This is a genomic window from Salinicola endophyticus (assembly GCF_003206575.1).
Classification (GTDB): Bacteria; Pseudomonadota; Gammaproteobacteria; order Pseudomonadales; family Halomonadaceae; genus Salinicola; species Salinicola endophyticus.
The window spans coordinates 169,831-194,344 of the sequence record NZ_PZJO01000009.1; the positions used below are offsets into that span (position 1 = coordinate 169,831).

Annotated in this window: 21 protein-coding genes; 13 read left to right on the top strand and 8 right to left on the bottom strand. The window is 66.3% G+C overall.

The features are described from left to right. Window positions 1-612: 612 nt before the first annotated feature. The 6 genes from DOM66_RS16930 to DOM66_RS16955 all read left to right on the top strand — a co-directional run bounded on the left by DOM66_RS16930 (window position 613) and on the right by DOM66_RS16955 (window position 8,783). A complete protein-coding gene (locus DOM66_RS16930) occupies window positions 613-2,352 on the top strand; it encodes a type I secretion system permease/ATPase (protein WP_110690954.1) in 1,740 nt (579 codons plus the stop codon). Then, window positions 2,349-3,686, top strand: coding sequence for an HlyD family type I secretion periplasmic adaptor subunit (locus DOM66_RS16935; protein ID WP_110690955.1), 1,338 nt, complete (start codon window positions 2,349-2,351; stop codon window positions 3,684-3,686). Before DOM66_RS16930 ends, DOM66_RS16935 begins: the two co-directional genes overlap by 4 nt. Beyond that, window positions 3,686-5,119 (top strand): TolC family protein, encoded by a 1,434-nt coding sequence (locus DOM66_RS16940; RefSeq protein ID WP_110690956.1) that lies wholly within the window; start codon window positions 3,686-3,688, stop codon window positions 5,117-5,119. The genes DOM66_RS16935 and DOM66_RS16940 overlap by 1 nt, the downstream gene beginning before the upstream one ends. Before the next feature lie 94 nt (window positions 5,120-5,213). Continuing rightward, window positions 5,214-5,606, top strand: a complete 393-nt coding sequence (locus tag DOM66_RS16945) for an MAPEG family protein (RefSeq protein ID WP_110676886.1) — start codon at window positions 5,214-5,216, stop codon at window positions 5,604-5,606. 103 nt (window positions 5,607-5,709) lie between these two features. Next, window positions 5,710-7,854 (top strand): putative bifunctional diguanylate cyclase/phosphodiesterase, encoded by a 2,145-nt coding sequence (locus tag DOM66_RS16950; protein WP_110690957.1) that lies wholly within the window; start codon window positions 5,710-5,712, stop codon window positions 7,852-7,854. A 44-nt stretch (window positions 7,855-7,898) separates the two neighbouring features. Beyond that, window positions 7,899-8,783 carry a S66 peptidase family protein gene (locus DOM66_RS16955; RefSeq protein WP_110690958.1) on the top strand — a complete coding sequence of 295 codons (885 nt, stop codon included), beginning with the start codon at window positions 7,899-7,901 and terminating at the stop codon, window positions 8,781-8,783. Between the two features lie 77 nt (window positions 8,784-8,860). On the opposite strand, the gene DOM66_RS16960 is transcribed toward DOM66_RS16955, so the two are convergent. The 3 genes from DOM66_RS16960 to fadB all read right to left on the bottom strand — a co-directional run bounded on the left by DOM66_RS16960 (window position 8,861) and on the right by fadB (window position 12,993). After that, window positions 8,861-9,337, bottom strand: coding sequence for a YbhB/YbcL family Raf kinase inhibitor-like protein (locus DOM66_RS16960; protein WP_110690959.1), 477 nt, complete (start codon window positions 9,335-9,337; stop codon window positions 8,861-8,863). 285 nt (window positions 9,338-9,622) lie between these two features. Next, entirely contained in the window at window positions 9,623-10,798 is a 1,176-nt protein-coding gene (fadA, locus tag DOM66_RS16965) for an acetyl-CoA C-acyltransferase FadA (protein WP_110690960.1), read from the bottom strand. 26 nt (window positions 10,799-10,824) lie between these two features. Then, window positions 10,825-12,993 (bottom strand): fatty acid oxidation complex subunit alpha FadB, encoded by a 2,169-nt coding sequence (gene fadB / locus DOM66_RS16970; protein ID WP_110690961.1) that lies wholly within the window; start codon window positions 12,991-12,993, stop codon window positions 10,825-10,827. 412 nt (window positions 12,994-13,405) lie between these two features. On the opposite strand from fadB, the gene DOM66_RS16975 reads away from it, so the two are divergent. Continuing rightward, window positions 13,406-14,581 carry a DUF5924 family protein gene (locus DOM66_RS16975; protein ID WP_342588214.1) on the top strand — a complete coding sequence of 392 codons (1,176 nt, stop codon included), beginning with the start codon at window positions 13,406-13,408 and terminating at the stop codon, window positions 14,579-14,581. Window positions 14,582-14,658: 77 nt separating this feature from the next. Continuing rightward, window positions 14,659-15,111 carry a transcriptional regulator SlyA gene (gene slyA / locus DOM66_RS16980; RefSeq protein WP_110676898.1) on the top strand — a complete coding sequence of 151 codons (453 nt, stop codon included), beginning with the start codon at window positions 14,659-14,661 and terminating at the stop codon, window positions 15,109-15,111. Window positions 15,112-15,120: 9 nt separating this feature from the next. Here slyA and DOM66_RS16985 read toward each other — a convergent pair whose 3' ends face one another. Beyond that, on the bottom strand, window positions 15,121-15,642 hold the full coding sequence (locus tag DOM66_RS16985; protein WP_110676900.1) for a preprotein translocase subunit YajC: 522 nt from the start codon (window positions 15,640-15,642) through the stop codon (window positions 15,121-15,123). Between the two features lie 200 nt (window positions 15,643-15,842). Here DOM66_RS16985 and DOM66_RS16990 point away from each other — a divergent pair, with 200 nt between their 5' ends. After that, a complete protein-coding gene (locus DOM66_RS16990) occupies window positions 15,843-16,298 on the top strand; it encodes a universal stress protein (protein WP_110676902.1) in 456 nt (151 codons plus the stop codon). A gap of 63 nt (window positions 16,299-16,361) precedes the next feature. Here the strand turns inward: DOM66_RS16990 and DOM66_RS16995 are convergent, their stop codons facing one another. Further along, window positions 16,362-18,314, bottom strand: a complete 1,953-nt coding sequence (locus DOM66_RS16995) for an ATP-binding cassette domain-containing protein (protein ID WP_110690974.1) — start codon at window positions 18,312-18,314, stop codon at window positions 16,362-16,364. A 141-nt stretch (window positions 18,315-18,455) separates the two neighbouring features. On the opposite strand from DOM66_RS16995, the gene DOM66_RS17000 reads away from it, so the two are divergent. After that, complete coding sequence (locus DOM66_RS17000) at window positions 18,456-19,331, top strand: TatD family hydrolase (protein ID WP_110690962.1); 876 nt, start codon at window positions 18,456-18,458, stop codon at window positions 19,329-19,331. Next, window positions 19,328-19,804, top strand: coding sequence for a hypothetical protein (locus DOM66_RS17005; protein ID WP_110690963.1), 477 nt, complete (start codon window positions 19,328-19,330; stop codon window positions 19,802-19,804). Before DOM66_RS17000 ends, DOM66_RS17005 begins: the two co-directional genes overlap by 4 nt. Window positions 19,805-19,825: 21 nt before the next feature. Here DOM66_RS17005 and DOM66_RS17010 read toward each other — a convergent pair whose 3' ends face one another. Then, window positions 19,826-20,386, bottom strand: a complete 561-nt coding sequence (locus DOM66_RS17010) for an elongation factor P hydroxylase (protein WP_110690964.1) — start codon at window positions 20,384-20,386, stop codon at window positions 19,826-19,828. Between the two features lie 111 nt (window positions 20,387-20,497). Here DOM66_RS17010 and DOM66_RS17015 point away from each other — a divergent pair, with 111 nt between their 5' ends. Continuing rightward, the gene (locus tag DOM66_RS17015) at window positions 20,498-21,946 is read left to right on the top strand and encodes an MATE family efflux transporter (RefSeq protein WP_245392475.1); all 1,449 of its coding nucleotides are present in this window, start codon (window positions 20,498-20,500) and stop codon (window positions 21,944-21,946) included. 330 nt (window positions 21,947-22,276) lie between these two features. After that, window positions 22,277-22,972, top strand: coding sequence for a hypothetical protein (locus tag DOM66_RS17020; protein ID WP_110676910.1), 696 nt, complete (start codon window positions 22,277-22,279; stop codon window positions 22,970-22,972). Between the two features lie 15 nt (window positions 22,973-22,987). On the opposite strand, the gene tusA is transcribed toward DOM66_RS17020, so the two are convergent. Continuing rightward, the gene (tusA, locus tag DOM66_RS17025; protein WP_035469728.1) at window positions 22,988-23,233 is read right to left on the bottom strand and encodes a sulfurtransferase TusA; all 246 of its coding nucleotides are present in this window, start codon (window positions 23,231-23,233) and stop codon (window positions 22,988-22,990) included. Window positions 23,234-23,253: 20 nt separating this feature from the next. Then, window positions 23,254-24,324 (bottom strand): 23S rRNA (cytidine(2498)-2'-O)-methyltransferase RlmM, encoded by a 1,071-nt coding sequence (gene rlmM, locus DOM66_RS17030; RefSeq protein ID WP_110690965.1) that lies wholly within the window; start codon window positions 24,322-24,324, stop codon window positions 23,254-23,256. Between the last annotated feature and the right edge of the window lie 190 nt (window positions 24,325-24,514).

Here is a 24,514-nt window from a genome sequence, read left to right on the forward strand (position 1 = left end):
CTCGATGCCGCCACGGCGTGAGTGCGGGGCCGGGGAGTGTCTGAAAAGTCGAAGAGTGCGGCAGTTTTCAGACATCGCCTAAAGTCTGACTCGACGGAAACTAACCCGTCTCCGAAGCCTGCGAAAGTTGAAACTTCTCCCACTCTCGAGGTGAGTTTCAGGAAATGATTGAAGGCGATGGAATGATGACTCCCGGTGCCAAATCCGAGGCCATTGATTTATCGACACTCGAGGCCAAAAACCGCATTAACGTTTCGTTACCAATGCCGGAATAATGAGATCACTCGTGAACGCAGCATGAGAAACATCAGACTATGAAACAGCGCCAAATCCCCGACAATCGGCGCCTCAAGCGCGGTTGTTCTCGGCAGACAGGTATCAGGCGGCCACACGAACCTTCCATCGCGGGATTCAAAAAGCATTGATTATCATGATAAAAAAACCGTTCACGACAACATCGATACCATCCCTAGCGGACAAAGTTCACCGCGGCTCTGGGCTTGCAAATATCTTCACAATCTCCGCATTCTGACGCCGACCAAGCGCCCTTTCCAAGCGCCCCACGCCACTTCACCGGGCCATCACGTGAACCGACCTCCCCCAAAGACAGCCATGTATCAAGCGCTGATCGCTTGCCGAAAGTCGTTTCTCTGCGTGCTGTTCTTCAGCTTGTTCATCAATCTGCTGATGCTGGTTCCCTCAATTTACATGCTGCAGGTCTATGACCGGGTCATCACGACACGCAGCCCCGAGACGTTGACGATGCTGACCCTGGTCGTGCTCTACCTGTTCGCGATCATGGGAGGCCTGGAGGTGGTGCGCTCGCGCATTCTGGTACGGGTCGGCAATCGCTTCGATCGTGCGCTGAGCGAGCCGCTCTATCAGGCCTCGTTCCAGCGCGCCCTGGCGACCGCCGGCAAGCCCTCGGCACAGGCGTTCAGCGATCTGGCCACACTGCGCCAGTTCATCGCCGGCCATGCCCTGTTCGCCTTCTTCGATGCCCCGTGGATACCGCTCTATATCGGCTTGCTGACACTCTTCCACCCCTGGTTCGGTGCCTTCGCGACGGCCGCAGGCATCATCCTGATGGGCCTGGCGTGGATCAACGAGAAGAGTACCCAGGGGCTGCTCGGCGAGGCCAACCGCGCCCACGCGCAAGCCCAGGAGATGGCGGCGAGCAATCTGCGCAATGCCGAAGTGATCCAGGCCATGGGGATGCTGCCCAACCTCCACCAGCGCTGGCAGCAGTGCCAGCAGGCCTATCTGCTGCACCAGTCACGTGCCAGCGACCGCGCCGGGGTGCTGAGCAATCTCTCCAAGACCCTGCGGGTGACCTTCCAGTCGCTGGTGCTGGGGCTGGGCGCGCTGCTGGTCATCGAAGGCAGCCTGACCGGCGGCATGATGATCGCCGGCTCGATTCTGATGGGCCGGGCACTGGCGCCGATCGATCAGATGATCGGCGGCTGGAAGGGCTTCATCCAGGCGCGCGCCGCCCATGCCCGGCTCGACGCGCTGCTGGCGAAGCTCCCCGCCGAGCGCGAGCGCATGCCGCTGCCAGCGCCGACCGGCGACGTGGCGCTGAGCGCCGTGAGCGCCGCCCCGCCGGGGGCCCAGGCGGCCACGCTGCACGAGATCGCCTTCCACTGCGTACCGGGTGAACACATCGCCATCGTCGGCCCCAGCGCCGCCGGCAAGTCGACCCTGGCACGCGTGTTGCTGGGCGTCTGGCCGGTGCAGCACGGCGAGGTGCGCCTGGGCGGCAGCGACATCGCCCAGTGGCCGCGGGAACGCCTCGGCCCGCATCTCGGCTACCTGCCCCAGGATGTCGAGCTGTTCGACGGCAGCATCGGCGACAACATCGCCCGCTTCGGCCAGCTCGATCCCGCCGAAGTGCTCAAGGCGGCCCACAAGGCGGGGGTCCACGACATGATCCTGCACCAGGCGCAGGGCTACGACACCCTCATCCAGGGCAGCGGCGGCGTGCTCTCCGGCGGCCAGCGCCAGCGCCTCGGGCTGGCGCGGGCACTCTACGGCTCGCCCTGCCTGGTGGTTCTCGACGAGCCGGATGCCCACCTCGACACCCTCGGCGAGCGCGCCCTGATCGCCTGCCTCGCGCAGCTCAAGCGCGAGGGCACGACGCTGTTCGTGGTCACCCACACTCCGGCCATTCTCGATCACGTCGACCGCGTCATTCAGCTGGAGGCCGGACGCATCGTGCGAATCGACGCCCGCACCCGATCCGATACCCCCACCGCCAGCAGCGGGGTACAGGCGCTGCGCCTGCGCGCCCGCGGCCGTGTCGGCGACGCCGTGGCCACGGCGCGCCCCCCACAGGAGTCCTCGCCCTCATGAGTGCCACCACGCCCCTGTCACTCGGCCCCGGCGCCTCGTCGAGCGGCGCCCCGACCGGCGACCGCACCACCTGCCGTGTCGGCCTCGGTCTGCTGGCGATCGCCCTGGGCGGTTTCATGCTGTGGGCGACCAGCGCAGACCTGGCGGTCGCAGTGGTCGCCCCCGGCACCGTCACGGTCGAGGGTGCGACCAAGAAGATCCAGCACTTCGAGGGCGGCATCGTCAAACGCATTCTGGTCAGCGATGGCGACCACGTGAAGGCCGGCCAGACCCTGATCGTGCTCGACGATACCCAGCCGCTCTCCAAGCTGGCGATCGCCCAGTCCGAGTACCGTATCGCGCTGGCCAGCGAAATCCGCCTCAACGCCGAACAGGCCGATCGTGACAAGCTCGCGTTTCCCGCCAGCCTGCTGGATGACCCGTCGCCCCGGGTACAGGCGGTGATCGACGTGCAGCGCCGGCTGTTCGAGGTGCGCCGCAAATCCCAGGCCGATGCGCTCGCCGCGCTCGACGAGAAGGCACGCCAGATGAACCAGCAGATCGCTGGACTGGAGTCGCTGCAGCGCATCAACCGCTCGCGCATCGCCTCGCTGAATGGCGAGGCCAGCGACTACCGCACACTGTTCAGCGAAGGGCTGGGTGACAACCAGCATCTGCGCGAGCTGGAGCGCCAGGTGCTGCAGTATCGCGGCGAGAATGCCCAGCACGCCGCCGAGGTGGCACAGTTGCGCTCGCAGATCAGCGAGAACGGCCTGCAGCAGGAGATTCAGCGTCAGGAGTACCACCAGAAGGTGGGCGAAGCGCTGAAGACGGTACAGGCGCAGGTGACCGATGCCCAGGAGCGCATCACTGCCCTCGGCGATCAGGTGACCCGGACCACCATCCCGGCGCCGGTCTCCGGCACCGTGGTCGGTTCGCAGATCCATACCCAGGGCGCGGTGATCCGTTCGGGGGATACGCTGATGGAGATCGTCCCTGCCGACGAAGCCTTCGTGGTCGAGGCACGGATCCCCGACCGCGACATCGACAACGTGCATGCCGGCCAGCCCGCCGATATCCGCTTCAGCGCCTTCAACCAGCGCCTGACTCAGGTGGTACCGGGCGAGGTCGCCCATGTCTCCGCGGATACCTTCGAGGACGAGGCCACCCGGGCCCACTACTACAAGGCGCGCATTCGGGTCACCCGCGCGGGCCAGGCCCAGATCAACGCTTCGATGCAGCTACTCGCGGGGATGCCGGCGGAGGTGATGCTGCAGACCGGTGAACGAACCTTCGCCAGCTATCTGCTGAAGCCGTTCGACGACATGCTCGCCCGCGCGCTGCGAGAAGAGTGATGCGCCGCGACTCATCTTGGACGCTCTGGCGCCTGGTATCCCGGCATCTGCCACGGCTGGCCCTGGGTCTGGCGCTGAGTGGCGCCAGCGCGCTGGCGCAGTCGGACTCGCCCGCGCTACCGCCCCTGCCGGCGCTGGTGGGTCTCGCTCTCGACAATGACAGCGGCCTGCGCAGCCGACGCCTCGATAGCCGCGCGGTGGAACAGGAGGTGCCAATGGCACGCGCGCGTCTGCGCCCCCAGGTCAGCGCCAATGCTGCCTACCGTCTGAGCGATGCCGACAATATCTATACCCGCAACCCCGCAGACTATCCGGATGCCGACTACGCCAAGCGGGTCTCCGGACGCACCCGCGACAGCAGCTGGGGCCTGCGTCTGAGCCAGCCGCTGTTCGATCTCGAGCGCTGGCGTCAGGTCGACAAGGCCGGCACCCAGGTGGATGCCGCGACGCTCGAGGTGGCGGTGGCCGAACGCGATCTCGCACTGCGGGTCATCGAAAGCTATCTGGATGCCTATCAGGCCTCGCGCAAGGTCGGCCTGCTGATCGCCCAGCGCGAGGCGCTGGTGCTGCAGCAGCGCCAGGCACAGCGCGCCTATGAGCTGGGCGTGGGCGATCGCATCAATCTGCTCGAGTCGCAGTCGCGTCTGGATCAGGCGATCGCCGACCAGACCGCCGCCGAAAGCGACATGGCCAATGCGGTCAGCGATCTCGAACGTCTCAGCGGCGCCACGCTCGACTTCGCCCCGGCGCTGATCGAGCCGCCGCCGACCCTGGCCCTGGACCCCGAGTCCCGTCCGCTGGACGACCTGCTGGCGCTGACCGATGGCAATCCACAGGTCGAGCTGGCCAGGCGCCAACAACGGGTCGCCCAGGCGGATACCGCCCTGCGCCACGCAGCGCGCTATCCCAAGGTCGACCTGGTGCTCGACTACAACGATCTCGACAGCGACGACCCGCTGCGCACCAGCCGCGACCTGAGCGCCGGGGTCGAGGTGAACCTGCCGCTCTATCAGGGCGGCTACACCACCGCCAGTATCCGTCAGGCCGAGTTCAGCGCCCTGGCCGGCACCGCGGCGCTCGACGATGAGCAGCGCCGGGCCCAGCAGGAGGTGCGCAAGCGCCTGCGCGGCATGCAGGCGGATCAGCGTCAGCTCCAGGCGCTGCAGCGCTCCACCGAATCGGCGAGTCTGTTCCTGGCCGCCGCACAGCGCGGTGAGGGGCTCGGGCTGCGCGATCTGGTCGATGTGCTGGATGCGCGCTCGTCGCTCTACGATCTGCGCATTCGCTATGTCGAGTCGGTATGCGCCTACCTGCGCGACCGCGCCCATCTCGACGCCGCCATCGGCGGGCTAGATTCGGCGTCGATCAGCGCGCTCTTCGCGGTGCTCGGGCGTCTGGAGCACCACGATGAAGCGCCAGCGCCGGGTAGCTAGCGGCTCGACCGGCTTCTGCTACCTTGGCTATAGACGGTCACGCCGGAGACGGCGTGACGCCGCGACGACTCACGTTGGCTCAAGGAAGATTCCCATGACGACGCTACCGCTCTGGTGCTTGTTGATCACCGCCCTGCTCCCCTTCTGGCTCGCCTTCTGGGGCAGCGCCGTGCGGCGGCGCGAACCTGGCGGTCTCGACAACCATCATCCGCGCCAGCAGTACGCTACCCTGGAGGGCAAGGGGGCACGCCTGTGGGCTGCCCAGCAGAACGCCTGGGAGGCTCTGGCGCTGTTCACCGCGGCGGTGGTCGCCTATGGCTACGCCGGTGGCGGTGGCTGGCTGGGCAGCGCCGCCTGTCTCGTGTTCGTGCTCGCGCGGGTCGCCCACGGGGTGTGCTATGCGCTGGACCTGGCGACGCTGCGCTCGACGGTGTTCATCGTCGCCTTTCTCGCGGCGCTGTGCCTGTTCGCCCTGGCGCTCCTGTGAGCACCGCGCCCCGCCTTGGGCCCGTTCAAGTTTTAGCCAATAGCGTCGATAAAGTTCGGGTCAAGGATGAGTGATTCCTGCCAGAGATCGAGATCCATAACCCATGCCCATCGACGACGACGCTCCCCTCGGCCGGACCGCCGGCCAGGCGCCGCAAGCCACGCAGGTGGTCGACTTCAGCGCAGCGTCATCGCCGTCGACGGGTCATGACACGCCACGCAACTGGCCGCTGGATGCACTGACGATACTCGGCCTGGTTCCCTGGCACTGGTCGCTCCCCGACGCCTTCTGCCGGCTGTTCTCGCCGAGCGTGCAGCATGACACGGCACCGACTCAGCTGAACTTTCGCGAGCTGCTGCGCTCGATGGTGCCAGCAGAGCGTCAGCGCCTGCTGCATCAGTGGCGACGCCTGATCTGCGGTCTCGACGACCGCTTCGATCTCACCCTGCAGCCCGACGGTCGTTACCCCGAGCTGCGCTGGCGAATCCGCGGCGCGGTGACACTGCGTACCCCGGAGGGCCACCCGCTGGCCGCCGCCGGCATGCGTGAGGTGGTGGCCGAAGAGAACGTCTGCGATATCGGCAGTCGCGTGCGCGCCCATGCGTTCGTTGCCTCCCGCGACCCGATGCTGGTGGTCGGCGAACAGTGGCAGATTCTCGAGGCCAACGACGCCTTTCTCGAACTCGGCAACCGCCCCCTCAGCGACATGCTCGGCCGCCCGCTGCACCACTATGTCAGCGCCAATGCGCTCTCCTCGCCACCCGCCACGGCGGTCAGTCGCGAACGCAGCCACCATCATGAAGGGGTGTTCGATGCCGGTAGCGGCGACGCCATCCCCGTCGAGCTGACGCTGAGCGACTTCACCCTCGGCGACAGCAGCCAGGTCCACTATATCGCCGTGCTGCGCGACATCTCGGCACGCAAGCGCTCGGAGCGCGAGCTGGAGCACCTGGCGAGCATCGACACCCTGACCCAGCTGCCCAACCGCGCCACCCTGCAGTACGCGCTCCAGCGTCAACTGCGCCAGATATCGCCGATCCACGCCCTGGCGGTGCTGTTCATCGATCTCGACGGCTTCAAGCACATCAATGACTCGCTCGGCCACCAGGCCGGCGATACCCTGCTGCGGATCATGGTCAAGCGCCTGCGCGCCACCCTGCGCAGCCGCGATCTGATTGCGCGCTGGGGCGGCGACGAGTTCGTGGTGGTGATCGACGTGGGCAGCGATCGCCAGCTGGCTCCCCATATCTCTCGGCGCCTGCTGGAAGTCCTGGCCCAGCCAATGGTGATCGGCGGTCATCAGATCAGCGTCACCGCCAGTATCGGCATCGTCCACGCCCCGTTCGACGGCAAGGACAGCGAGACCCTGCTCAAGCATGCCGACGTTGCCATGTACGCGGCCAAGGACAGGGGCAAGAACGCCTTTGCGCTCTATCACGACCAGCTCAAGCACCACGATCTGGAAAAGATGTCGATGCTCTCGCAGCTGCGCGACGCGATCGTGCAAGAGACGCTCGACTTCCTGGTCCAACCCAAGTTCGACCAGCATAGCCAGATCGTCGGCGCCGAACTGCTGGCCCGCTGGCACACCGAGAGCCACGGCCAGGTGCCCCCCAGCACCTTCGTCCCCCTGGCCGAGCACAACGGCATGGCGAGCGCACTCGGCACCCTGGCAATCGAGCACGCGGCGCGCTGTGCGGCGAAGCTGGCGGCCAACGGCCACCCCATTCCCGTGGCGGTCAACATCTCGGCGCTGCACGTGATGGACGAAGCGCTACCGGAAACCCTGCGCAGCGCCTGCCGCCGCCACGCCATCCCCACCGATCTGATCGAACTGGAAGTGACCGAATCGGTCTTCCTGGAGAATACCCGGGCCCCCGAGGCGCGTATCGAGAAGCTGCGCCGCCAGGGCTTTCGCGTGGCCATGGACGACTTCGGGGCTGGCTACTCGTCGCTGGGCTATCTCAAGCGCCTGCCGTTCGACACCATCAAGATCGACCGCAGTTTCCTCAGCGACCTGGAGGCCGATCTGCGCTCGCGTCACCTGCTCGAGGGTATCGTGGGGCTGTGCGAACTGCTCGGCATGGAGACTATCGCCGAGGGGGTCGAGACACAGGCCCAGTGGCAGTTGCTGCAGGCACTGGGCATCAAGCGCTACCAGGGCTTCTACCTGGGGCGCCCGATGGCCACCGACGCCCTGCTCGAGCGTCTCGGCGTGCACGCCGACGAGGCTGGCCGCGCCCGCTGAGGCGGGCTAAGGTAGAGCCCCCAACCGCCGCCCGAGAGTCCTGCATGTCGTTGACCCTGAGTCTGGTCGCCCCGGCCTCGTTCACCGCTCCCGATCTTCTCGATCAGGCCGCCGAGGCGCTGGCCGAGCTGGATATCGGCGTGCGCTTTCCGCCTCGTCTGCAGGTGCGCTGTCGTTATCTCGCCGGAGACGTGGCCCACCGCCTGGGGGTGCTGCAGGCCGCCTACGCCGACCCCGACACCGACGCCGTATGGGCCGTGCGCGGCGGTTATGGCTGCGCCCATCTGGCTACCGAGATCGACTGGTCACGGCTGCCGCCCAAGCCGCTGATCGGCTACTCCGATCTCAGTGTGCTGCTGAGCCAGTGCCAGCGCCACGGCTTGCCGGCGATCCACGGTCCGGTGATGAAGGAGGGGCTCAAGCTGGTGGCCGAAGACCCGACGGTACGCGCCGCCAGCCGCCGTGACCTGGAGGCCCTCAAGGGCCTGCTGCGGGGTGCGGTACCCGCCAGCGTGGCGCTGACAGCGATCACCGCGAGGCCCGAGCACCGCAGCAGTGGCCCACTGGTGGGAGGCAATCTGGCGGTGCTGGCGAGCCTGGCCGGCACGCCGCTGGCGTTTCGTGCACCGCCGGGCGCGATCGTGATCCTCGAGGATGTCGGCGAGCCCTACTACCGCCTTGAGCGCGATCTGTGGCAGCTGGCGTACTCCGGCGCCCTCGACGCGGCAAGCGCGGTCTGCCTGGGCACCTTCGAAGGCTGTGAACCCTACGCCGATCTGCGCCTGGAGACGCTGTTCGAGACCTGGCTGACACCGCGTGGCATTCCGCTGTTCAGCGGCCTGCCCATCGGCCACGGCCGCGACAACCTGCCCTGGCGTTACGGTGCGACGGCCAGCATTATCGACTCACGCCTGCACTTCTCGGCCTGAGCACTCCCCGCAACGACACACGGCGCCACCCGAAGGATGGCGCCGTGTGCCTTCGACGCAATGACGGCAGACCTCACTCAGTCACGCCGATAGGTCCCGACCAGCCGGCTCATGCCCAGAATGTGCGGCTCCAGCTCATTGAGCAGTTCGCGTTGGGTCAACCCCTCGGGCAGCTCGGTCAGGGTATCCAGCGCCAGTACCCAGAAATAGTACTGGTGCACCCCGTGGCCTTCCGGCGGCATGGGCCCGCCGTAGCCGACGGCACCACCATCGTTGACGCCGGCAGTACCCTGCCGGGTATCTTCCTCGAGTGACGTCACATCCGCCGCCAGGTTGTAGAGCAGCCAGTGCACATAGCCGTAGCTGCCATCCTTGACCAGCGGCGCATCCGGGTCGTGGCAGATGACCGCGAACCCCTGGGTGCCCGCCGGTGCATCCCGCCAGCTCAAGACAGGAGAGAGATCCTCACCCTCCGCCGAGTGACGTTTGGGAATGGCCGCATTCGGCGCGAAGGCGGTACTTTCGACGTGCATGCTCGACGGTGCAAAAGGCATGGGGTAGCTCTCCTGAGAAGCGATGAACGGTGACGCCGACGCGTCTGCTGGTCTATCAGAGGTGGTGGCGCCGGCGTGAGATTCAACCCGACCGTGAAACTCAACACGACATAGAACGGCTCGACGACGCGCCAGGAGTGATGTCGTGCCGCGGGCCATACCCGCATGAGGGCAGCCAGGGACGCAGCGCCCGCCAACAGTATGACGCCAGCAGCTCGCGTCCACGAGCTGCCGGCGTCGGATGCCGCAGCCTGAGGTGCTACGGCAGAGTCACGAACTACGCGATCAGAGCCGTTCGAACACCGTCGCCACACCCTGCCCCATACCGATACACATGGTCGCCAACCCCAGCTTGGTGTCTTGCTGGCGCATCACGTTGAGCAGCGTGGTGCAGATGCGCGCCCCGGAGCAGCCCAGCGGGTGGCCCAGGGCGATGGCGCCGCCGTTGAGGTTGACCGCCTCGTCGAGGCGGTCGAGCAGACCGAGATCCTTGAGCACCGGAATCGACTGCGCGGCGAAGGCTTCGTTGAGCTCGACCGTCTGAATATCGGCGATCTTGAGCCCAGCGGCCTTGAGCGCCTTCTGCGATGCGGGGACCGGGCCATAGCCCATGATCGAGGCGTCGCAACCGGCCACACCGGTGGAGACGACCTTGGCCAGCGGCTCGAGCCCCAGCGACTTGGCGCGTTCGTAGCTCATCACCATCAGCGCCGAGGCGCCGACCGAGAGCGCCGACGAGGTCGCCGCGGTGACGGTACCGTTCTTGGGATCGAACACCGGTTTGAGCGAGGCCATCTGCTCGAGGCTGGCGTCTTCACGCACCACCTCGTCATGCTTCACCAGCGTGCGGAAGCCCTGCTGGTCGTGCCCTTCGATCGGCACGATCTCGTTGTCGAACCAGCCCTGCCGATTGGCGTCACTGGCACGCCGGTGCGAACGCAGGCCGAACTCGTCCTGCTGCTCGCGGGTGACACCGTGCATCTTGCCCAGCAGCTCGGCGGTCAGCCCCATCATCATCGCCGCCTTGGCGGCATGCTTGCTCGCCGCCGGGTTGACGTCGACCCCATGGGTCATGGGCACGTGCTCCATGTGCTCGACGCCGCCGATCAGATAGCAGTCACCCATATCGGCGCGAATGTTGGCCACAGCGATGTGCAGCGCGCTCATCGACGAGCCGCACAGGCGGTTGACCGTCTGCGCCGGTACCGAGCGCGGAATGCCGGTGAGAATCGCCGCGTTGCGGGCGATGTTCATCGACTGCTCCAGGGTCTGGTTGACGCAGCCCCAGATCACGTCGTCGATCCCCGCCGGATCGAGCCCGGCGTTACGCGTGAACAGCGCCTGCATCACCGCCGCAGAGAGGTTCTCGGCGCGCACGTTGCGGAAGGCGCCATGCTTGGCCTTGGCCATGGGCGAGCGAACGGCATCGACCACCACGGCATCTCTTGCATGCAAACTCATAACGTTGACTCCGGTTGGTGGTGAAATCAGGCGTCGCCGCCGGCCTCGGCGTAGAAGCGCTCGCCCCGGCTGGCCATCTCGCGCAGCCGCTCGGTGGGCGCGTAGAGCGCACCGAGTTCCGCCGCCAGCCGCTCGGCCAGGGCGACGAACTCGGCGCAGCCCATGGCGTCGATATAGCGCAGGGCACCGCCGCGGAACGGCGGAAAACCGATGCCGTAGATCAGTGCCATGTCGGCCTCGGCGGGAGAGCCCACGATACCCTCTTCGAGACAGCGCACGGTCTCCAGACACAGCGGTACCATCATGCGCGCGATGATCTCGTCATCGTCGAGCTCCCGTGTCTCGCGCTTGACCTCGGCCACCAGCCGGTGCGCTTCGTCGTCGTGAAGCTTCTTGGGCTTGCCCTTCTTGTCCTCTTCGTAGCGGTAGAATCCCTGGCCGTTCTTCTGTCCCAGGCGCTGGTTGTCGAGCATCACCTGAATCGCCGACTTGCCATCCTGCCCCATGCGCTCGGGGAAACCTTCGGCCATCACCTCGCTGGCGTGCACCGCGGTATCGATACCCACCACGTCGAGCAGATAGGCCGGCCCCATCGGCCAGCCGAAACGCTCCATGATCTTGTCGGTGCGCTCGAAGTCGACCCCCAGCTCGACCAGACGGCTGAAGCCGCCGAAATAGGGGAACAGCACCCGGTTGACCAGGAAACCGGGGCAATCGTTGACCACGATCGGTGTCTTGCCCATCTTGCGCGCATAGGCGACCGTCGCCGCCACCGCCGCATCCGAGGTGTGCTCGCCGCGGATCACTTCGACCAGCGGCATGCGGTGCACCGGGTTGAAGAAGTGCATGCCGCAGAAGTTCTGCGGGCGCGACAGGTTGGCCGCCAGGCGGTCGATCGAGATGGTCGAGGTGTTGGAGGCGAGGATGGTCTCCTCGCCCACCGCCGCCTCGACCTCCTTGAGGACGGCACCCTTGATCTTGGGGTTCTCGACCACGGCCTCGACCACCAGGTCGACCTCGCCGAAATCGCCATAGGAGAGCGTCGGGCGAATATTGCTCAGCACTTCGGCCAGGCGCGTCTGGCTCAGCTTGCCGCGCTCGAGCTGCTTGGTCAGCAGCTTGCGCGCCTCTTTCAGCCCCAGCTCCAGCGCCTCGGACTTGATGTCCTTCATCAGGATCGGCGTGCCCTTGTAGGCGCTCTGATAGGCGATGCCGCCGCCCATGATGCCGGCACCCAGCACCGCGGTCTGATCCACCGTCCTGGCGTCGCGCTCGTACTGCTTGGCGCGCTTCTTGACCAGCTGATCGTTGAGGAACAGCCCCACCAGGTTGTAGCAGACGTCGGTCTTGGCCAGCTTGGCGAAGGCGTTGGCCTCTATCTGCTGAGCCCGCTCGCGCTCCTCACCGGCGCCCTTCTGGATCACGCGGATCGCTTCCACCGGCGCCGGATAGTGCGGGCCAGCCTTGCCGGCGACGTATCCCTTGGCGGTCTCGAAGGCCATCATCTGCTCGACCGCATTGAGCTTTAGCGGGGCCTTCTTCTCGGCGCGGCGCGCCTGATAGTCGAGATCGCCGTCACGGGCCTTGGCGAGCACGTCACGCGCGGCGTCCAGCAGTTGATCGCCCGGGACCACCGCATCCACAGCACCCACCTTGAACGCACTACCGGCGTCGTTCTGGCTGCCGCCGGCGATCCACTCCACCGCGTTGTCGGCACCGATCAGGCGCGGCAGGCGTACGCAGCCGCCCCAGCCGGGCAGGATCCCCAGCTTGGTCTCGGGCAGGCCGATCTGGGCGCCCTCCGCCATGACCCGGAAGTCGGTGGTCAGGCAGAGCTCACAGCCGCCACCGAGGGCCAGGCCATTGATCGCGGTGACCGTGGGGAAGCCGAGATCCTCGATGCGATTGAACAACGCATGGATCTGCATGTTCATGTCGACCAGGAAGGCTTCGTCCTTGGCGAACATGGCGTGGAACTCGGTAATATCGGCACCGACCACGAAGACGTCCTTGGCGCTGGCGATCACCAGCCCCGCGACGTCGCTCTCGCGCTCCAGCGCCGTCACCGCTTCCTGCAGCTCCCCGATCACCTGGGAGGAGAGCTTGTTGATCGATTCCGCCTTGAGATCGAGCGTGAGGACGACGACGTTGTCCGCCTCCCGCGCCATCCGAATGGCATCGCCTTGATAGAGCATGGGATTCTCCGTGCCATGACTGCGAAACCACCTTCGGGATCAGCCCCGAAAGCGAATCATACGAGCGTTTGAATATCACCAGCTTGAGCCGCCCAGAGGGTAGCGTCAAGCTCAACCAAAGTCGTGACCAGCCCCGGACGAGGCCAGGGCCCGTCGAGCCCTGCCCCCGTCCGCGCCGGTCCGGGTCATGCCCCCGCAGGCAAGGCGATAGGCCGCGCGGGGTGGCCCAGCCGAAGAATCAGAGGCCATGCGTTGGCAATGCTGCGCCGACGCTCGCGACAGTCGCACCAGAACACGCCCGTCGCGGTGCCTTGGCTTACCACCCCATGGCACAATGTCGCGGCCGCGACTGGGGTCTCGACAGGCCCGGGCATGACGCTCCGCGGAACCGGCGTCTCTCAGCGTAGGCCAAGTGAGTCGACGCGCCCCGCGGGACATCTACAACGAGGACGTTTTCATCGTGATCGATAACGAGATCGCGCTCCCCGCCAGGCTTGCCTGGCTGGAGCCGCTCATCGCCCGGCTGCAGCGCTATCTGTGGCTGTGGCCGCCCATTGCTTTCGTCCTGGGCCTGCTAGGGTTCTTCCTGGTCAACCGCCAGCAGTGGCTGGGCGCCGTGCTGGCGATAGGCCTGTTGCTGACCTGGCTTTTGCTGATCGTCGAGAGCGTGGCCAGCCGCTGGCTCTCGCGGCGGGGCAGACAGACCGGCCTGCCCCGCGCGGTGACCACCTTCATCACCCAGGTGGTGCACCAGGAGACGCTCTTCTTCTGCCTGCCTTTCTTCCTGGCGACCACGATCTGGGCCAGCGGCCAGGCGCTGTTCACCGGCCTGATGGTGGGCTGCGCGCTGCTGGCGATTCTCGACCCGCTCTACTTCGGCCTCTCCCAACGCCACCGCTGGCTCTACTTTCTGCTCCACTCGCTGTGCGTGTTCGTGGTCATGCTGGTGACGCTGCCGATCATGTTCAGCCTGACCACCGGCGAGAGCCTGGTGCTGGCGATCGCCGCCATGACCTTCTTCAGTCTGCCCAGCCTGATCGGCCTGCTGCGCCCCGCCGGCGCGGTACGCTGGCTGGCGATGTTCGGCCTGCTGATCCTGCTCGGCGGCCTGGCCTGGAGCGGACGTGCCTGGATTCCGCCGGCGACGCTGTGGCTCTCGGGCAGCGCGCTCTCGCCGGGCTTCGACACCGCCACCCGAACGCCCCGCGGGGAGATGGTATTGACGCCGGAGAACCTGCGCGCCCGCGGTCTCTACGCCTACACCGCCATTCGCGCCCCGCGCGGCCTGCGCGAGAAGATCTATCACGTCTGGCGCCACGATGGCCGGGTGGTGGAGCGTATCGCACTGATCATCCACGGCGGCCGCGATCAGGGCTATCGTGCCTGGACCCACAAGCAGAACTTCAGCGGCGATGTCAGCGGGCGCTGGCAGATCGACGTCACCACCGCGGTGGGCCAGCGTATCGGCACCTTGCGTTTCACCGTGGCCGACGACGCCGACGCCACCCACGCCGACGGGCGTATCCATCGGCCTCCGGGCATCCCCGGCTGGAACATTCGCCATCTGCTCGGTAGCCGCGGCGAGTGACCGCACGCGGCACGACTTGCATTATCCTGCAGCGCTTTGGAGAATGTTAGGACGTTCACGATTTTAGGTAATCCGCTATGCCGCAACATATCGGCTTCAAACTGGCGCGCCTGCCGCGACTCTGGCGTGCCGTCATCGATGAACGCTTGGCGCCGCTGGGATTGACCCAGACTCGCTGGGTGACGCTCTACAACCTGCGCCGCATGGGTGGCGGCCAGGCGCAGTGCGACCTCGCCCGGGCGATCGGCGTCGAGGCCCCGTCACTGGTGCGCACGCTCGACCAGCTGGCCGAGCAGAATCTGATCGAGCGCCGACCCTGCGCCGAGGATCGCCGCACCAAGCGCCTGCATCTCACCGAAGAAGCGGCGCCGCTGCTGGAGCAGATCGAGGCGATCGTGGATGAGGTGCGTGACGAGATGCTGGCCGGTTTCAGCGAAGAGGATATGCGCACCTTCGAGAGCATGCTCGATCGCATCGAGAAGAACGGCGTCGCGCTACAGCGCCAGTCGGAGCAGAATCGGGCCGGCTGAGGCCGCCCTTCACGCTGGCCGGCCGGGCGGTGGCGCCGGGTTGCCACTGCCCGCGAGCGTATCCCGCATCGCCAGCCAGCTCGGCCATTCGCGCTCGAAGCGCGACAGTTCCACCGCCTCCTGCCACCACACGCACAGCGTATGCTGATGCGACTCCACCGCCAGCGCATCGTCGGGTAGCGTCTCTAGCCAGGTCTCGAGCGCCGCCAGGCGCGTGGCGTCGAGCGACGGCAGTGGGGCCTGCCGCCAGCGCCAACCCGCCGTCGCCGGAGCCAGGGCATCGCTGCCGGCGCGGTTTCTGACCAAGGTGAAATCGCTGCCGGTGAGCGTGCCGGGGTAGCGCAGGCGATACCCGGCCAGCGGCAGATCCGGCTGCGCGATCGGCGCCTTGGCGAAGGAGAGCTCGCCGCCGTGCCCTTTGGCGTACCGCCGCAGGCGCCCACGTACCGACTCCGCCCGACTCGGGCGCAGCCACATCATCGGCGACAGTACCAACAGCACCGCCACCAGTAGAAATCCCAGTACCGCCATACCACCTCTTCTCCCTGACCCCTGGTCCTGCCCACGACTTCGGGGTTTCGGTCATGTTTACAAAGCGTTGCGTACAACGCCGGCATGAACGATGATCGGCTGCGGCAGCATGCCGCGGCCAGCGCGCATCGCCGCCGTTGTACGCCCAATGGACCCAGCTTAGAGTGGGTATTGTCATTCGCCGGATGGGGAGTTCACCCATGAGCAACGAATATCACCACGTGCTGGTCGCTGTAGACCTCACCAAGGATTCGCACAAGGTGCTCGAGCGCGCGATTCCGATTGCCCGCCGCAATCAAGCCAAGCTCTCGATCATGCACACGCTGGAACCGCTCGGCTTCGCCTACGGCGGTGACATTCCGATGGATCTCACCAGTATCCAGGATCAGCTGGACGAGCACGCCACGCAGCGTCTGGGCGATATCGCCGACCCCTACGATATCCCGCGCGAGGATCAGCATATCGTGGTGGGCATGCCCGACACCGAAATTCAGCGTTTCGCCAAGGATCACGGTGTCGATCTGATCGTGGTCGGCTCCCACGGCCGCCACGGCTTCGCGCTGCTGCTGGGCTCCACCTCCACCGGCGTGCTCCACGGTGCCGAGTGCGATGTGCTCGCGGTACGCGTGGGCAAGGATGGCGACAGCGTCGAATAACGCCTCAGGTGGCCCACCGCACCCATGCGTGCGGTGGGCCTCTGGCACTGCGACCTCGGCGCCTCAGCTCTCCCCTTCCGCCATCGCCTCCAGCGTCATCCAGCGCTCCATCGCCGCGTCCAGCTCGGCCTGGACCTGAGCCAGCGCCTCCAGCGTCTCGGTGACCTGGCCACTCTCCTGCTGATAGAAGGCAGGGTCGCTCATACGGGTCTCGAACTCGGCCACCCGGGTCTCCAGTGCCTCGATCGTCGCCGGCAGCGCATCCAGCTCGCGCTGCAGCTTGTAGGAGAGTTTCTGGCGGCGCTTGTCCGTGGCCGCGGGCGCAGTCGACTGACTGGCGTCCCGCGCGCTGTCGCTTGCCTTGCCGGCACTGGCCTCAGCTGGGGGCGCGGCCGGCTGCTCCCAGGGCGCCGGCGGCAGCTTGCCACCCTGACGCACCCAGTCGCTGTAACCGCCGACGTACTCGCGCACCACACCCTCACCTTCGAACGCCAGCACGCCGGTGACCACGTTGTCCATGAAGGCGCGGTCGTGGGAGACCAGCAGCAGCGTGCCGTCGAAGTCCAGGAGCAGCTCCTCGAGCAGCTCCAGCGTCTCGACATCGAGATCGTTGGTGGGCTCGTCGAGCACCAGCACGTTGGCCGGCTGGGTGAACAGCTTGGCCAGCAGCAGGCGGTTGGACTCCCCGCCGGAGAGCGCGCGCACCGGCTGGCGGGCACGCTCGGGGGTGAACAGGAAATCCTGCAGATAGCTGATGACGTGCTTGTCCTTGCCGCCGACGCTGACCTTGTCGCTGCCCTGGGCAACGTTGTCGTAGACGCTCTTGTCGAGCTCGAGCCCGGCACGCAGCTGATCGAAGTAGGCCACGCTCAGGTTGGTGCCCAGCCTCACCTCACCGGCGCTCGGCGTCAGCTCACCGAGCAGGATCTTGAGCAGGGTGGTCTTGCCGGCGCCGTTGCGCCCGATCAGCCCGATGCGGTCACCGCGCTGGATCTCCAGCGACAGATCACGAATGACGATGCCGTCTCCCCCGCGGGCCTCGGCGTAGCCGTGGGTGACGCCCTTCAGCTCGACCACGCGCTTGCCGCTGCGCTCACCGCTGTCGACCTGGAACGACGCCTTGCCGGTACGCTCGCGCCGTTGGGCCCGCTCATCGCGCATCTTCTCGAGCGCACGCACCCTTCCTTCGTTGCGCGTGCGCCGCGCCTTGATGCCCTGACGGATCCAGCTCTCTTCCTGGGCCAGCTTCTTGTCGAACTCGGCACGCTCACGCGCTTCGACCTCGAGCTCGTGCGCCTTCTGCGCCTGATAGGTGGCGTAGTCGCCGGGATAGCGCCCCAGACGCCCGCGATCCAGCTCGAGAATGGCGGTCGCCAGCCGCGACAGAAAGGCCCGGTCGTGGGTGATGAACAGTACCGCGCCCTCGAACGCCAGCAGCTGTGTCTCTAGCCAGGCGATGGTATCGATGTCCAGATGGTTGGTGGGCTCATCGAGCAGCAGCAGGTCGGGGCCCGCGACCATCGCCCGGGCCAGCGCCACACGCCGCCGCCAACCGCCGGAGAGGTCGCTCATCAGGGTATCCGCCGGCAGGCCCAGTCGGGTCAGCACGGTATCGATACGCTGATGGAAGGACCAGCCGTCGAGCGCTTCGAGCCGGGTCTGCAGCGTTTCCAGACGGCGCATGTCGGGCTCGGCCTGGGCCACCAGCTGGTGATACTCGGTCAGCAGGGCGCCGGTCTCCGGCAGCCCCTGGGCCACGACTTCGAAGATGGTCGCCTCGCCGGCATCCGGCAGGGCCTGCTCAAGTACGCCGATCTTGAGTCCAGGGGCGCGCCAGACATGGCCGTCGTCGGCCTGGTTGTCACCGGCGATCAGTCTCAACAGGGTCGACTTGCCGGTGCCGTTGCGTCCGACCAGCGCCAGGCGCTCGCCCTTCTCGATGACCAGATCGGCGCCATCCAGCAGGCTGTGGTGCCCGTAGGCGAGTTGCAGTTGTTCCAGGCGAAGCAGGGCCACGTTGATCCTCTCGGTGGTGATGCATGCATGATCGGCGGCCATTGTACCCTGCCCGAGCGGCAGCACCGATAGCGGGCTGCACTCGCGGGGCCGGCGTTTTACAATGGTCGGCTTCGAAACACCCACTGCAAGGAGTGCCGCTTGAGCGACACGTCCCCCGACGCCTTATCCGCCGCCGACTCGCCGCTACCCGAGGCGCTGCGTCTCACCGCCCCCGCGGCGCTGGTCGACATCGGCGCCAACCTCACCCACGAGAGCTTCGAGTCGGATCTGCCGGCGGTGCTGGCCCGGGCCGAGGCGGCCAACGTCCGCGCCCTGATCGTCACCGGCGCCGACCCCGAGGGCGCGGAGCGCGCCTGTGCCCTGAGCCAGCGCCACCCCAACCTGTGGGCCACCGCCGGCGTGCATCCGCACCATGCCGCCGACTGGAACCACGCGCTGGAGCGCAGCATGCGCGATCTGCACGCGCAGCCCCGCGTGGTGGCGGTGGGCGAGTGCGGGCTCGATTTCAACCGCAACTTCTCCTCGCCGGCGGAACAGGAACGCGCCTTCGAAGCGCAGCTGGCGCTGGCCGCCGAATCCGGACTGCCGCTCTTTTTGCACGAGCGCGACGCCGGCCGCCGCATGCTGGAGATGCTGCATGAGTGGCGTCACCGCTTGAGCGATGCCGTGATCCACTGTTTCACCGGCGAGCGCGACACCCTCTACGGCTATCTCGACCTCGACCTGCATATCGGCCAGACCGGGTGGCTGAGCGACGAACGCCGCGGCCACCATCTGCGTGAGTTCATCGCCGAGGTGCCCGCCGAGCGGCTGATGGTGGAGACCGACTGCCCCTATCTGCTGCCGCGCAACCTGCCGGCCAAGATCAAGGGCCGTCGCCACGAGCCGGCTCTGCTACCTTGGATAGTGAGGGAGCTGGCGCGCTGGCGCGGCGAGGATGAGGAGGCGCTGGCCCGCGCCACCACCCAGACCGCCAGCCGCTTCTTCCGCCTGCAGGAGACTTTCGAGCCATGAGCGAATTTCCCGGTTTCATCGCCGTCGAGACCGGCGATGACAACGCCATGCCGCTGGCGATCGCCTGGGCGCTGCCCAACGGCCAGGTCAAGCACACCCTGATCCAGCCCGACGACGACTGGCTCGACCAGGAACTGCTCTCGCTCGGTGGCTACGGCCTCGACGAGCTGCGCCAGTTCGGCGTGAGCCCGCTGGATGTGCTGCGCGAGCTGGAGAACGACCACTTCAGCGAGACGCTCTATACCGCCGGCGTGCAGGACGATGAAGCAGCACTATCGCTGATGTTCGATGACTTCGGCGTCGATCCGTTCGTCGAGCTGGCGCCGGCGGAGATTCTCTATCCCGAGCTCTCCCCCGGAGAGTGGTCACGGGCACGCGGCGAACTGTTCGGTGAGCTGGGGCTCGAGCCGCTGCGGCCCGAGCACGAAGTCCAGGTGATGCTCTATCTGCATCAGCGCCTGACCCAGGGCTGAAGGCCGCAGGTGCCGTGGCGATCACGCACTGGTGAGCGCCGTTTTCAACCGCGCGCGGCCGGCAGTGATCGCCACGGCGCGGGGCTCGCCCTGACGATAGAATGCCCGCAGCGTGGCGACGAAAGCGTCGGCGCGCAGCGGCAAGCCCTGATCACGATAGCGTTCGGCGCGCGCCGCAACCTGGGCGGCGAAAGCCTGGCGGTCGACGGTGACGCCGTCGAGATTGTCCACGCTGACCTCGAAGGACTTGGCACAGGCCTCGCACAGTAGCCGCTCCAACGCCTGCGGGGCGACTTCGACCTGCTCGAACGCCGCCTGCTGACCGGCATCGCGACCATCCGGCTCGTACCAGTAGCCGTAATCCTCCAATTGACGTCGCGCCGCGCCGGCGATGCACCAGTGGCTCACCTCGTGCAGGGCACTGGCGAAAAAACCGTGGGCAAAGACGATACGGTGATACCCGACATCGCCATCGGCAGGCAGATAGATCGGCTCGTCGTCACCCTTGATCAGGCGCGTGTTGAAGGTCTCGGCGAAGACCCCGTCGAATAGCGCTATGACATCGTCGATGGCGTGCAACATGACTCCTCCTTGGCCGCCCGGCAGTATACGGAAGTCCATGCCCGGCGCCGAGCATCCCCCGACGACTCCTGCTAATATTCCCGCCCTGTCCGTCCGGTCAAGGAGCGAGCCGTGTCGACCCTCCCCCGCCTGCCGCACTGGCGTCGCGAAACGTCGGCGCTGCTGCGTCTGAGCCTGCCAATCTGCGGCGCCCAGCTGGCCCAGTCCGGCATGAGCGCCGCCGATGTGATCATGTCCGGTCGTGCCAGTGCCACCGACCTGGCTGCAGTCTCGGTCGGGGCCAGCCTATGGGTCCCGGTGATGCTGCTGATGACTGGCACATTGATGGGTCTGACCCCGTTGGTGGCCCATCAGATGGGCGCCGGCCGACCCCAGCACGTGCGCGCCAAGGTGCATCAGGCGATGTGGGTCGCACTGCTATTCGGCTGCCTCGCGGCGCTCACCCTGGGGCTGGGCTCGGGCCTGGTGTTCCGCTGGATGCAGGTACCCCAGGAGGTCGCCACCCTGGCCACGGACTATCTCGGCGCCGTGGCCCTGGGTATTCCGGCAGTGGCGCTCTATCAGGCGCTGCGCGCCTTCTCCGATGGCATGCATCACACGCGTCCGGCACTCTGGATCAGCCTGATCGGACTGGCGGTCAATGTGCCCAGCAACTTCCTGCTGATCTACGGCGGACCCGGCCTGGTCGAGCTGCTCGGCGAAGGCGTACCCACACCGCTGCGCCAGTTGCCGGCGCTGGGCGCGCTGGGCTGCGGCTTCGCCACCGCGCTGTCGATGTGGTCGATGTGCCTGGGCATGGCCTGGTACACCCGGCGCAGCCGCGCCTACGCGCCGGTGGTGATCTGGAGCTCGCCCACCGCACCGCGTCTGCGCGAGATCGGCGAATTGCTCTACATCGGGCTCCCCATCGGGCTGGCGATCTTCTTCGAGGTCACCCTGTTCACGGTGATCACGCTGCTGGTCGCCTATCTCGGCGAGATCACCGTCGCGGCCCACCAGATTGCGCTCAACGTCACCTCGATTCTGTTCATGCTGCCGCTGTCGCTGAGCATGGCGCTCACGGTACGGGTCAGCAACCGGGTGGGCGCCGGTGATCTGACACAGGCGCGCTTCGTGGCCTGGAACGGCGTGACCGTGGGTCTGCTGCTGGCGCTGTTCAACTGCGCCGTACTGTGGCTGCTGGCGCGCCCCATCGTGACCCTCTACAGCGCAGACAGCGCGGTGCAGTCACTGGCACTGTCGCTGATCCTGCTGGCGATGCTGTTCCAGGTCTCGGACTCGTTGCAGGTCAATCTGGCGGGCGCCCTGCGCGGCTACAAGGATACCCGCGTGGTGATGGGCATCACCCTGATCGCCTACTGGGTCATCGGGCTGGGGGTGGGGCACGCCCTCGGGCGCGGCATGGCAGGAATCCCCGAGCTGGGCATCTACGGTTACTGGATCGGGCTCAACGCCGGCCTGACCGCAGCCGCCCTGATGCTCGGCTGGCGCCTGCTGATCAAGGGCCGCACCACTCCCCAGGCCGCACACGGCGGTGGAAAATCGGCCGCCAGGGCTTAACACCCTGGCAAAGGCTGTGCTAATAGTGGTTTTAGATCGTCACAACAGCATTTTTAGATCGTCATGACAGCGGGTCTAGGCCATGAGTTTGGCTCGGGTCATCACACTGGTCCCATGTCATGACAGTAGCTATAGATGATAGATAGGTGATAGACAGTAGGTCATAGACAGTGGCGTGACGTGGTAACCGGCCGCACCAGGGTTGGTACGAAAGTCAGAGAGCGAAGGCTGTTTTCGTACCAGGCCCGGGCAACAGCGAGTGAAACACCGATAGCGGCTGCAGGTAGTTCCGAGGCCCAAGCCGACCGATTGCCGACCAGGAGGGTAGCCATGGGAAGCCAACTTTCCCCCCGCTCCGCGCAGATCATCGATCTCGAGACCATGAGGCACCGGCTGAGGGCAAGAAAGCGACTGGTCAGACTGTCGCCCGAGCTCGACGGACTGGAGATGCTCTACTATCTCGCCTCCGATCCCGACACCCTCTACGCCATGCCTCTGCTGGCCTGGGGGCTGCGCGAGGATGGCGAAGTGGTGGGGCTGGTGCCGTGGATGGAGAGTCTCAGCGCGTGCCACGAGCTCGACGATCCGGAGTATGGCCACTTCGTCGGCTATCGCGACCCGGAAACGCGGGAGATCTTCCACCTCGCGCCGGAGCACAAGATCGCCGAGCTCGAGCATGCCGCGGCCTATTTCGATTATGAAGAGACCCCGGACGTCTCCCTGACCCAGCAGTTGCCGGAAACCCAGGGAACCCACGCCCTGTGCATGGATAGCGATGGACGCCCCTGGCAGTTGAAACAGATCGTCGCCTGGCATCTCTACAGCGATGGCACCGTCGATGCCATGCTGGTCGACGACGCCCGCGTCGTGTCGCTGCCGGTACTGCCGGGGGATGACTGCCTCTATCCCGGACGCAGCCGGCACGACACGCTCTACTTCTTTCAGCGCTATATCGCCAATCGCATCCGCAACGAGGATCCGGACACACTGGAAGCGCTGGCACTAATGGTCATGCCGGGCAGTTGAGCCCGGCAGCACCCATCAGCCGCCGAGACGCAGCCGATAACGGTAGCGCCCTTCCTCCTCGCTCTGCTCGATCAGCTCGTGGCCCAGAAAGCTGCAGAACTTGGGAATGTCGCGGGTCGTCGCCGGGTCGGTGGCGATGACCTGCAGAATCTGCCCCGGCTGCATGTCGCGCACCTTGTTGTGCATCAGCATGATCGGCTCAGGGCAGTAAAGCCCCTGGGTGTCGAGCGTCTCTTCCTGCGCTGTGTCCTGACTCTGCATGTTGCCCTCCTCCGGCAGCGTCATCCGTCGATCCGCACGTGCACGGTGACTTCTTCACGATCATGATACAGGTGGCGACAGGCGATGGTCGCGCTGACGCCATGGGCGTGCAGCGTCTCCTCCAGGCGGGTCAGGCAGCGTCGCACTTCATCCCAGCGCTTCTTCATCGGCAGCTTGAGATTGAAGATCGCCTCACGACACCAGCGCCGCATCAACCAGCGCTCGACCATGTCGATCACCCGCATCGGCTTGTCGACGATATCGCATACCAGCCAGTCCAGACGATAGGGCGGCTCCCAGACAAAGCCATCCTCACGCAGATGCTCGACCTGGCCGGTGGCCATCAGGGCCTTGTCCATGGGACCGTTGTCGATGGCATAGACGAACAGGCCCTTGCGTACCAGTTGATAGGTCCAGCCTCCGGGGGCTGCGCCGAGATCGACCGCCTGCATCCCGGAAGAGAGCCGCGTCTCCCAGCTCTCCTTCGGAATGAAGGTGTACCAGGCCTCCTCCAGCTTGAGCGTGGAGCGGCTGGGAGCATCGGCGGGATGTCGCAGGCGCAGCACACCACCGGGATGCTCGCTGCGATTGCCGGGAAAGCTGATCCCTACCTGGACACGATCGCCGGCCAGCCAGAACAGATGCAGCCGTCGGCCGCCGGCCTTGCGGCGCAGCCCGCCGCCGCGCTTCAGCGCGCTCTCCAGCGGGCGACTGAGTGACTTCGCCAGGCGCCCGAGGGCCTTGCCATCATTGGTGTCCGGGGTCTCGTGCCATACCGCCTCGAAACTCCAGCCGCTCTCCTCGACCAGACGGCTGATGGGTGAGATCCGGTCTTCCCGATCCAGTGTCAGCGGCAGAAAGGCCACCAGCGACTGACGCGCGAAGACCAGCGACGCCAGCGGCAGCTGGCGATGCACGCTGTTGGCCGGGCCCGATTCGGTCTGCCAGCAGACGAAGCCGCTATTGGGTTCGGCCAGGGCGACATGCCCCAGCTCACCGGCCGCCGCCGCGCGCTCGGTGACCTCTGCAGCCAGGTCGAACTCGAAACCGGCTCGACAATACAGCAGCCATGCATTGGGGACTTGGCTCACACTCGCCTCTTCTCTCGGATACTCATCAATCTTGGGCGACACGATACCACGTGTTGTCCTGGACCCGCCCCGAGCCTCAAAAAAAGTGACCCCCAGTCTCGGCGAGACTGAGGGTCGGTATCGATGCCTGCGGATCTTTCATACGGCACTGCGCCGCTACTCGTCAGGGAGAGCCCCCTGAAACGAGTGA

Excerpts from the sequence above, each read along its gene's own strand:
- DOM66_RS16930 (WP_110690954.1), top strand. The coding sequence starts at position 613 with ATGTATCAAGCGCTGATCGCTTGCCGAAAGTCGTTTCTCTGCGTGCTG.
- DOM66_RS16935 (WP_110690955.1), top strand. The coding sequence starts at position 2,349 with ATGAGTGCCACCACGCCCCTGTCACTCGGCCCCGGCGCCTCGTCGAGC.
- DOM66_RS16940 (WP_110690956.1), top strand. The coding sequence starts at position 3,686 with ATGCGCCGCGACTCATCTTGGACGCTCTGGCGCCTGGTATCCCGGCAT.
- DOM66_RS16945 (WP_110676886.1), top strand. The coding sequence starts at position 5,214 with ATGACGACGCTACCGCTCTGGTGCTTGTTGATCACCGCCCTGCTCCCC.
- DOM66_RS16950 (WP_110690957.1), top strand. The coding sequence starts at position 5,710 with ATGCCCATCGACGACGACGCTCCCCTCGGCCGGACCGCCGGCCAGGCG.
- DOM66_RS16955 (WP_110690958.1), top strand. The coding sequence starts at position 7,899 with ATGTCGTTGACCCTGAGTCTGGTCGCCCCGGCCTCGTTCACCGCTCCC.
- DOM66_RS16960 (WP_110690959.1), bottom strand. The coding sequence starts at position 9,337 with ATGCCTTTTGCACCGTCGAGCATGCACGTCGAAAGTACCGCCTTCGCG.
- fadA (WP_110690960.1), bottom strand. The coding sequence starts at position 10,798 with ATGAGTTTGCATGCAAGAGATGCCGTGGTGGTCGATGCCGTTCGCTCG.
- fadB (WP_110690961.1), bottom strand. The coding sequence starts at position 12,993 with ATGCTCTATCAAGGCGATGCCATTCGGATGGCGCGGGAGGCGGACAAC.
- slyA (WP_110676898.1), top strand. The coding sequence starts at position 14,659 with ATGCCGCAACATATCGGCTTCAAACTGGCGCGCCTGCCGCGACTCTGG.
- DOM66_RS16985 (WP_110676900.1), bottom strand. The coding sequence starts at position 15,642 with ATGGCGGTACTGGGATTTCTACTGGTGGCGGTGCTGTTGGTACTGTCG.
- DOM66_RS16990 (WP_110676902.1), top strand. The coding sequence starts at position 15,843 with ATGAGCAACGAATATCACCACGTGCTGGTCGCTGTAGACCTCACCAAG.
- DOM66_RS17005 (WP_110690963.1), top strand. The coding sequence starts at position 19,328 with ATGAGCGAATTTCCCGGTTTCATCGCCGTCGAGACCGGCGATGACAAC.
- DOM66_RS17010 (WP_110690964.1), bottom strand. The coding sequence starts at position 20,386 with ATGTTGCACGCCATCGACGATGTCATAGCGCTATTCGACGGGGTCTTC.
- DOM66_RS17020 (WP_110676910.1), top strand. The coding sequence starts at position 22,277 with ATGGGAAGCCAACTTTCCCCCCGCTCCGCGCAGATCATCGATCTCGAG.
- tusA (WP_035469728.1), bottom strand. The coding sequence starts at position 23,233 with ATGCAGAGTCAGGACACAGCGCAGGAAGAGACGCTCGACACCCAGGGG.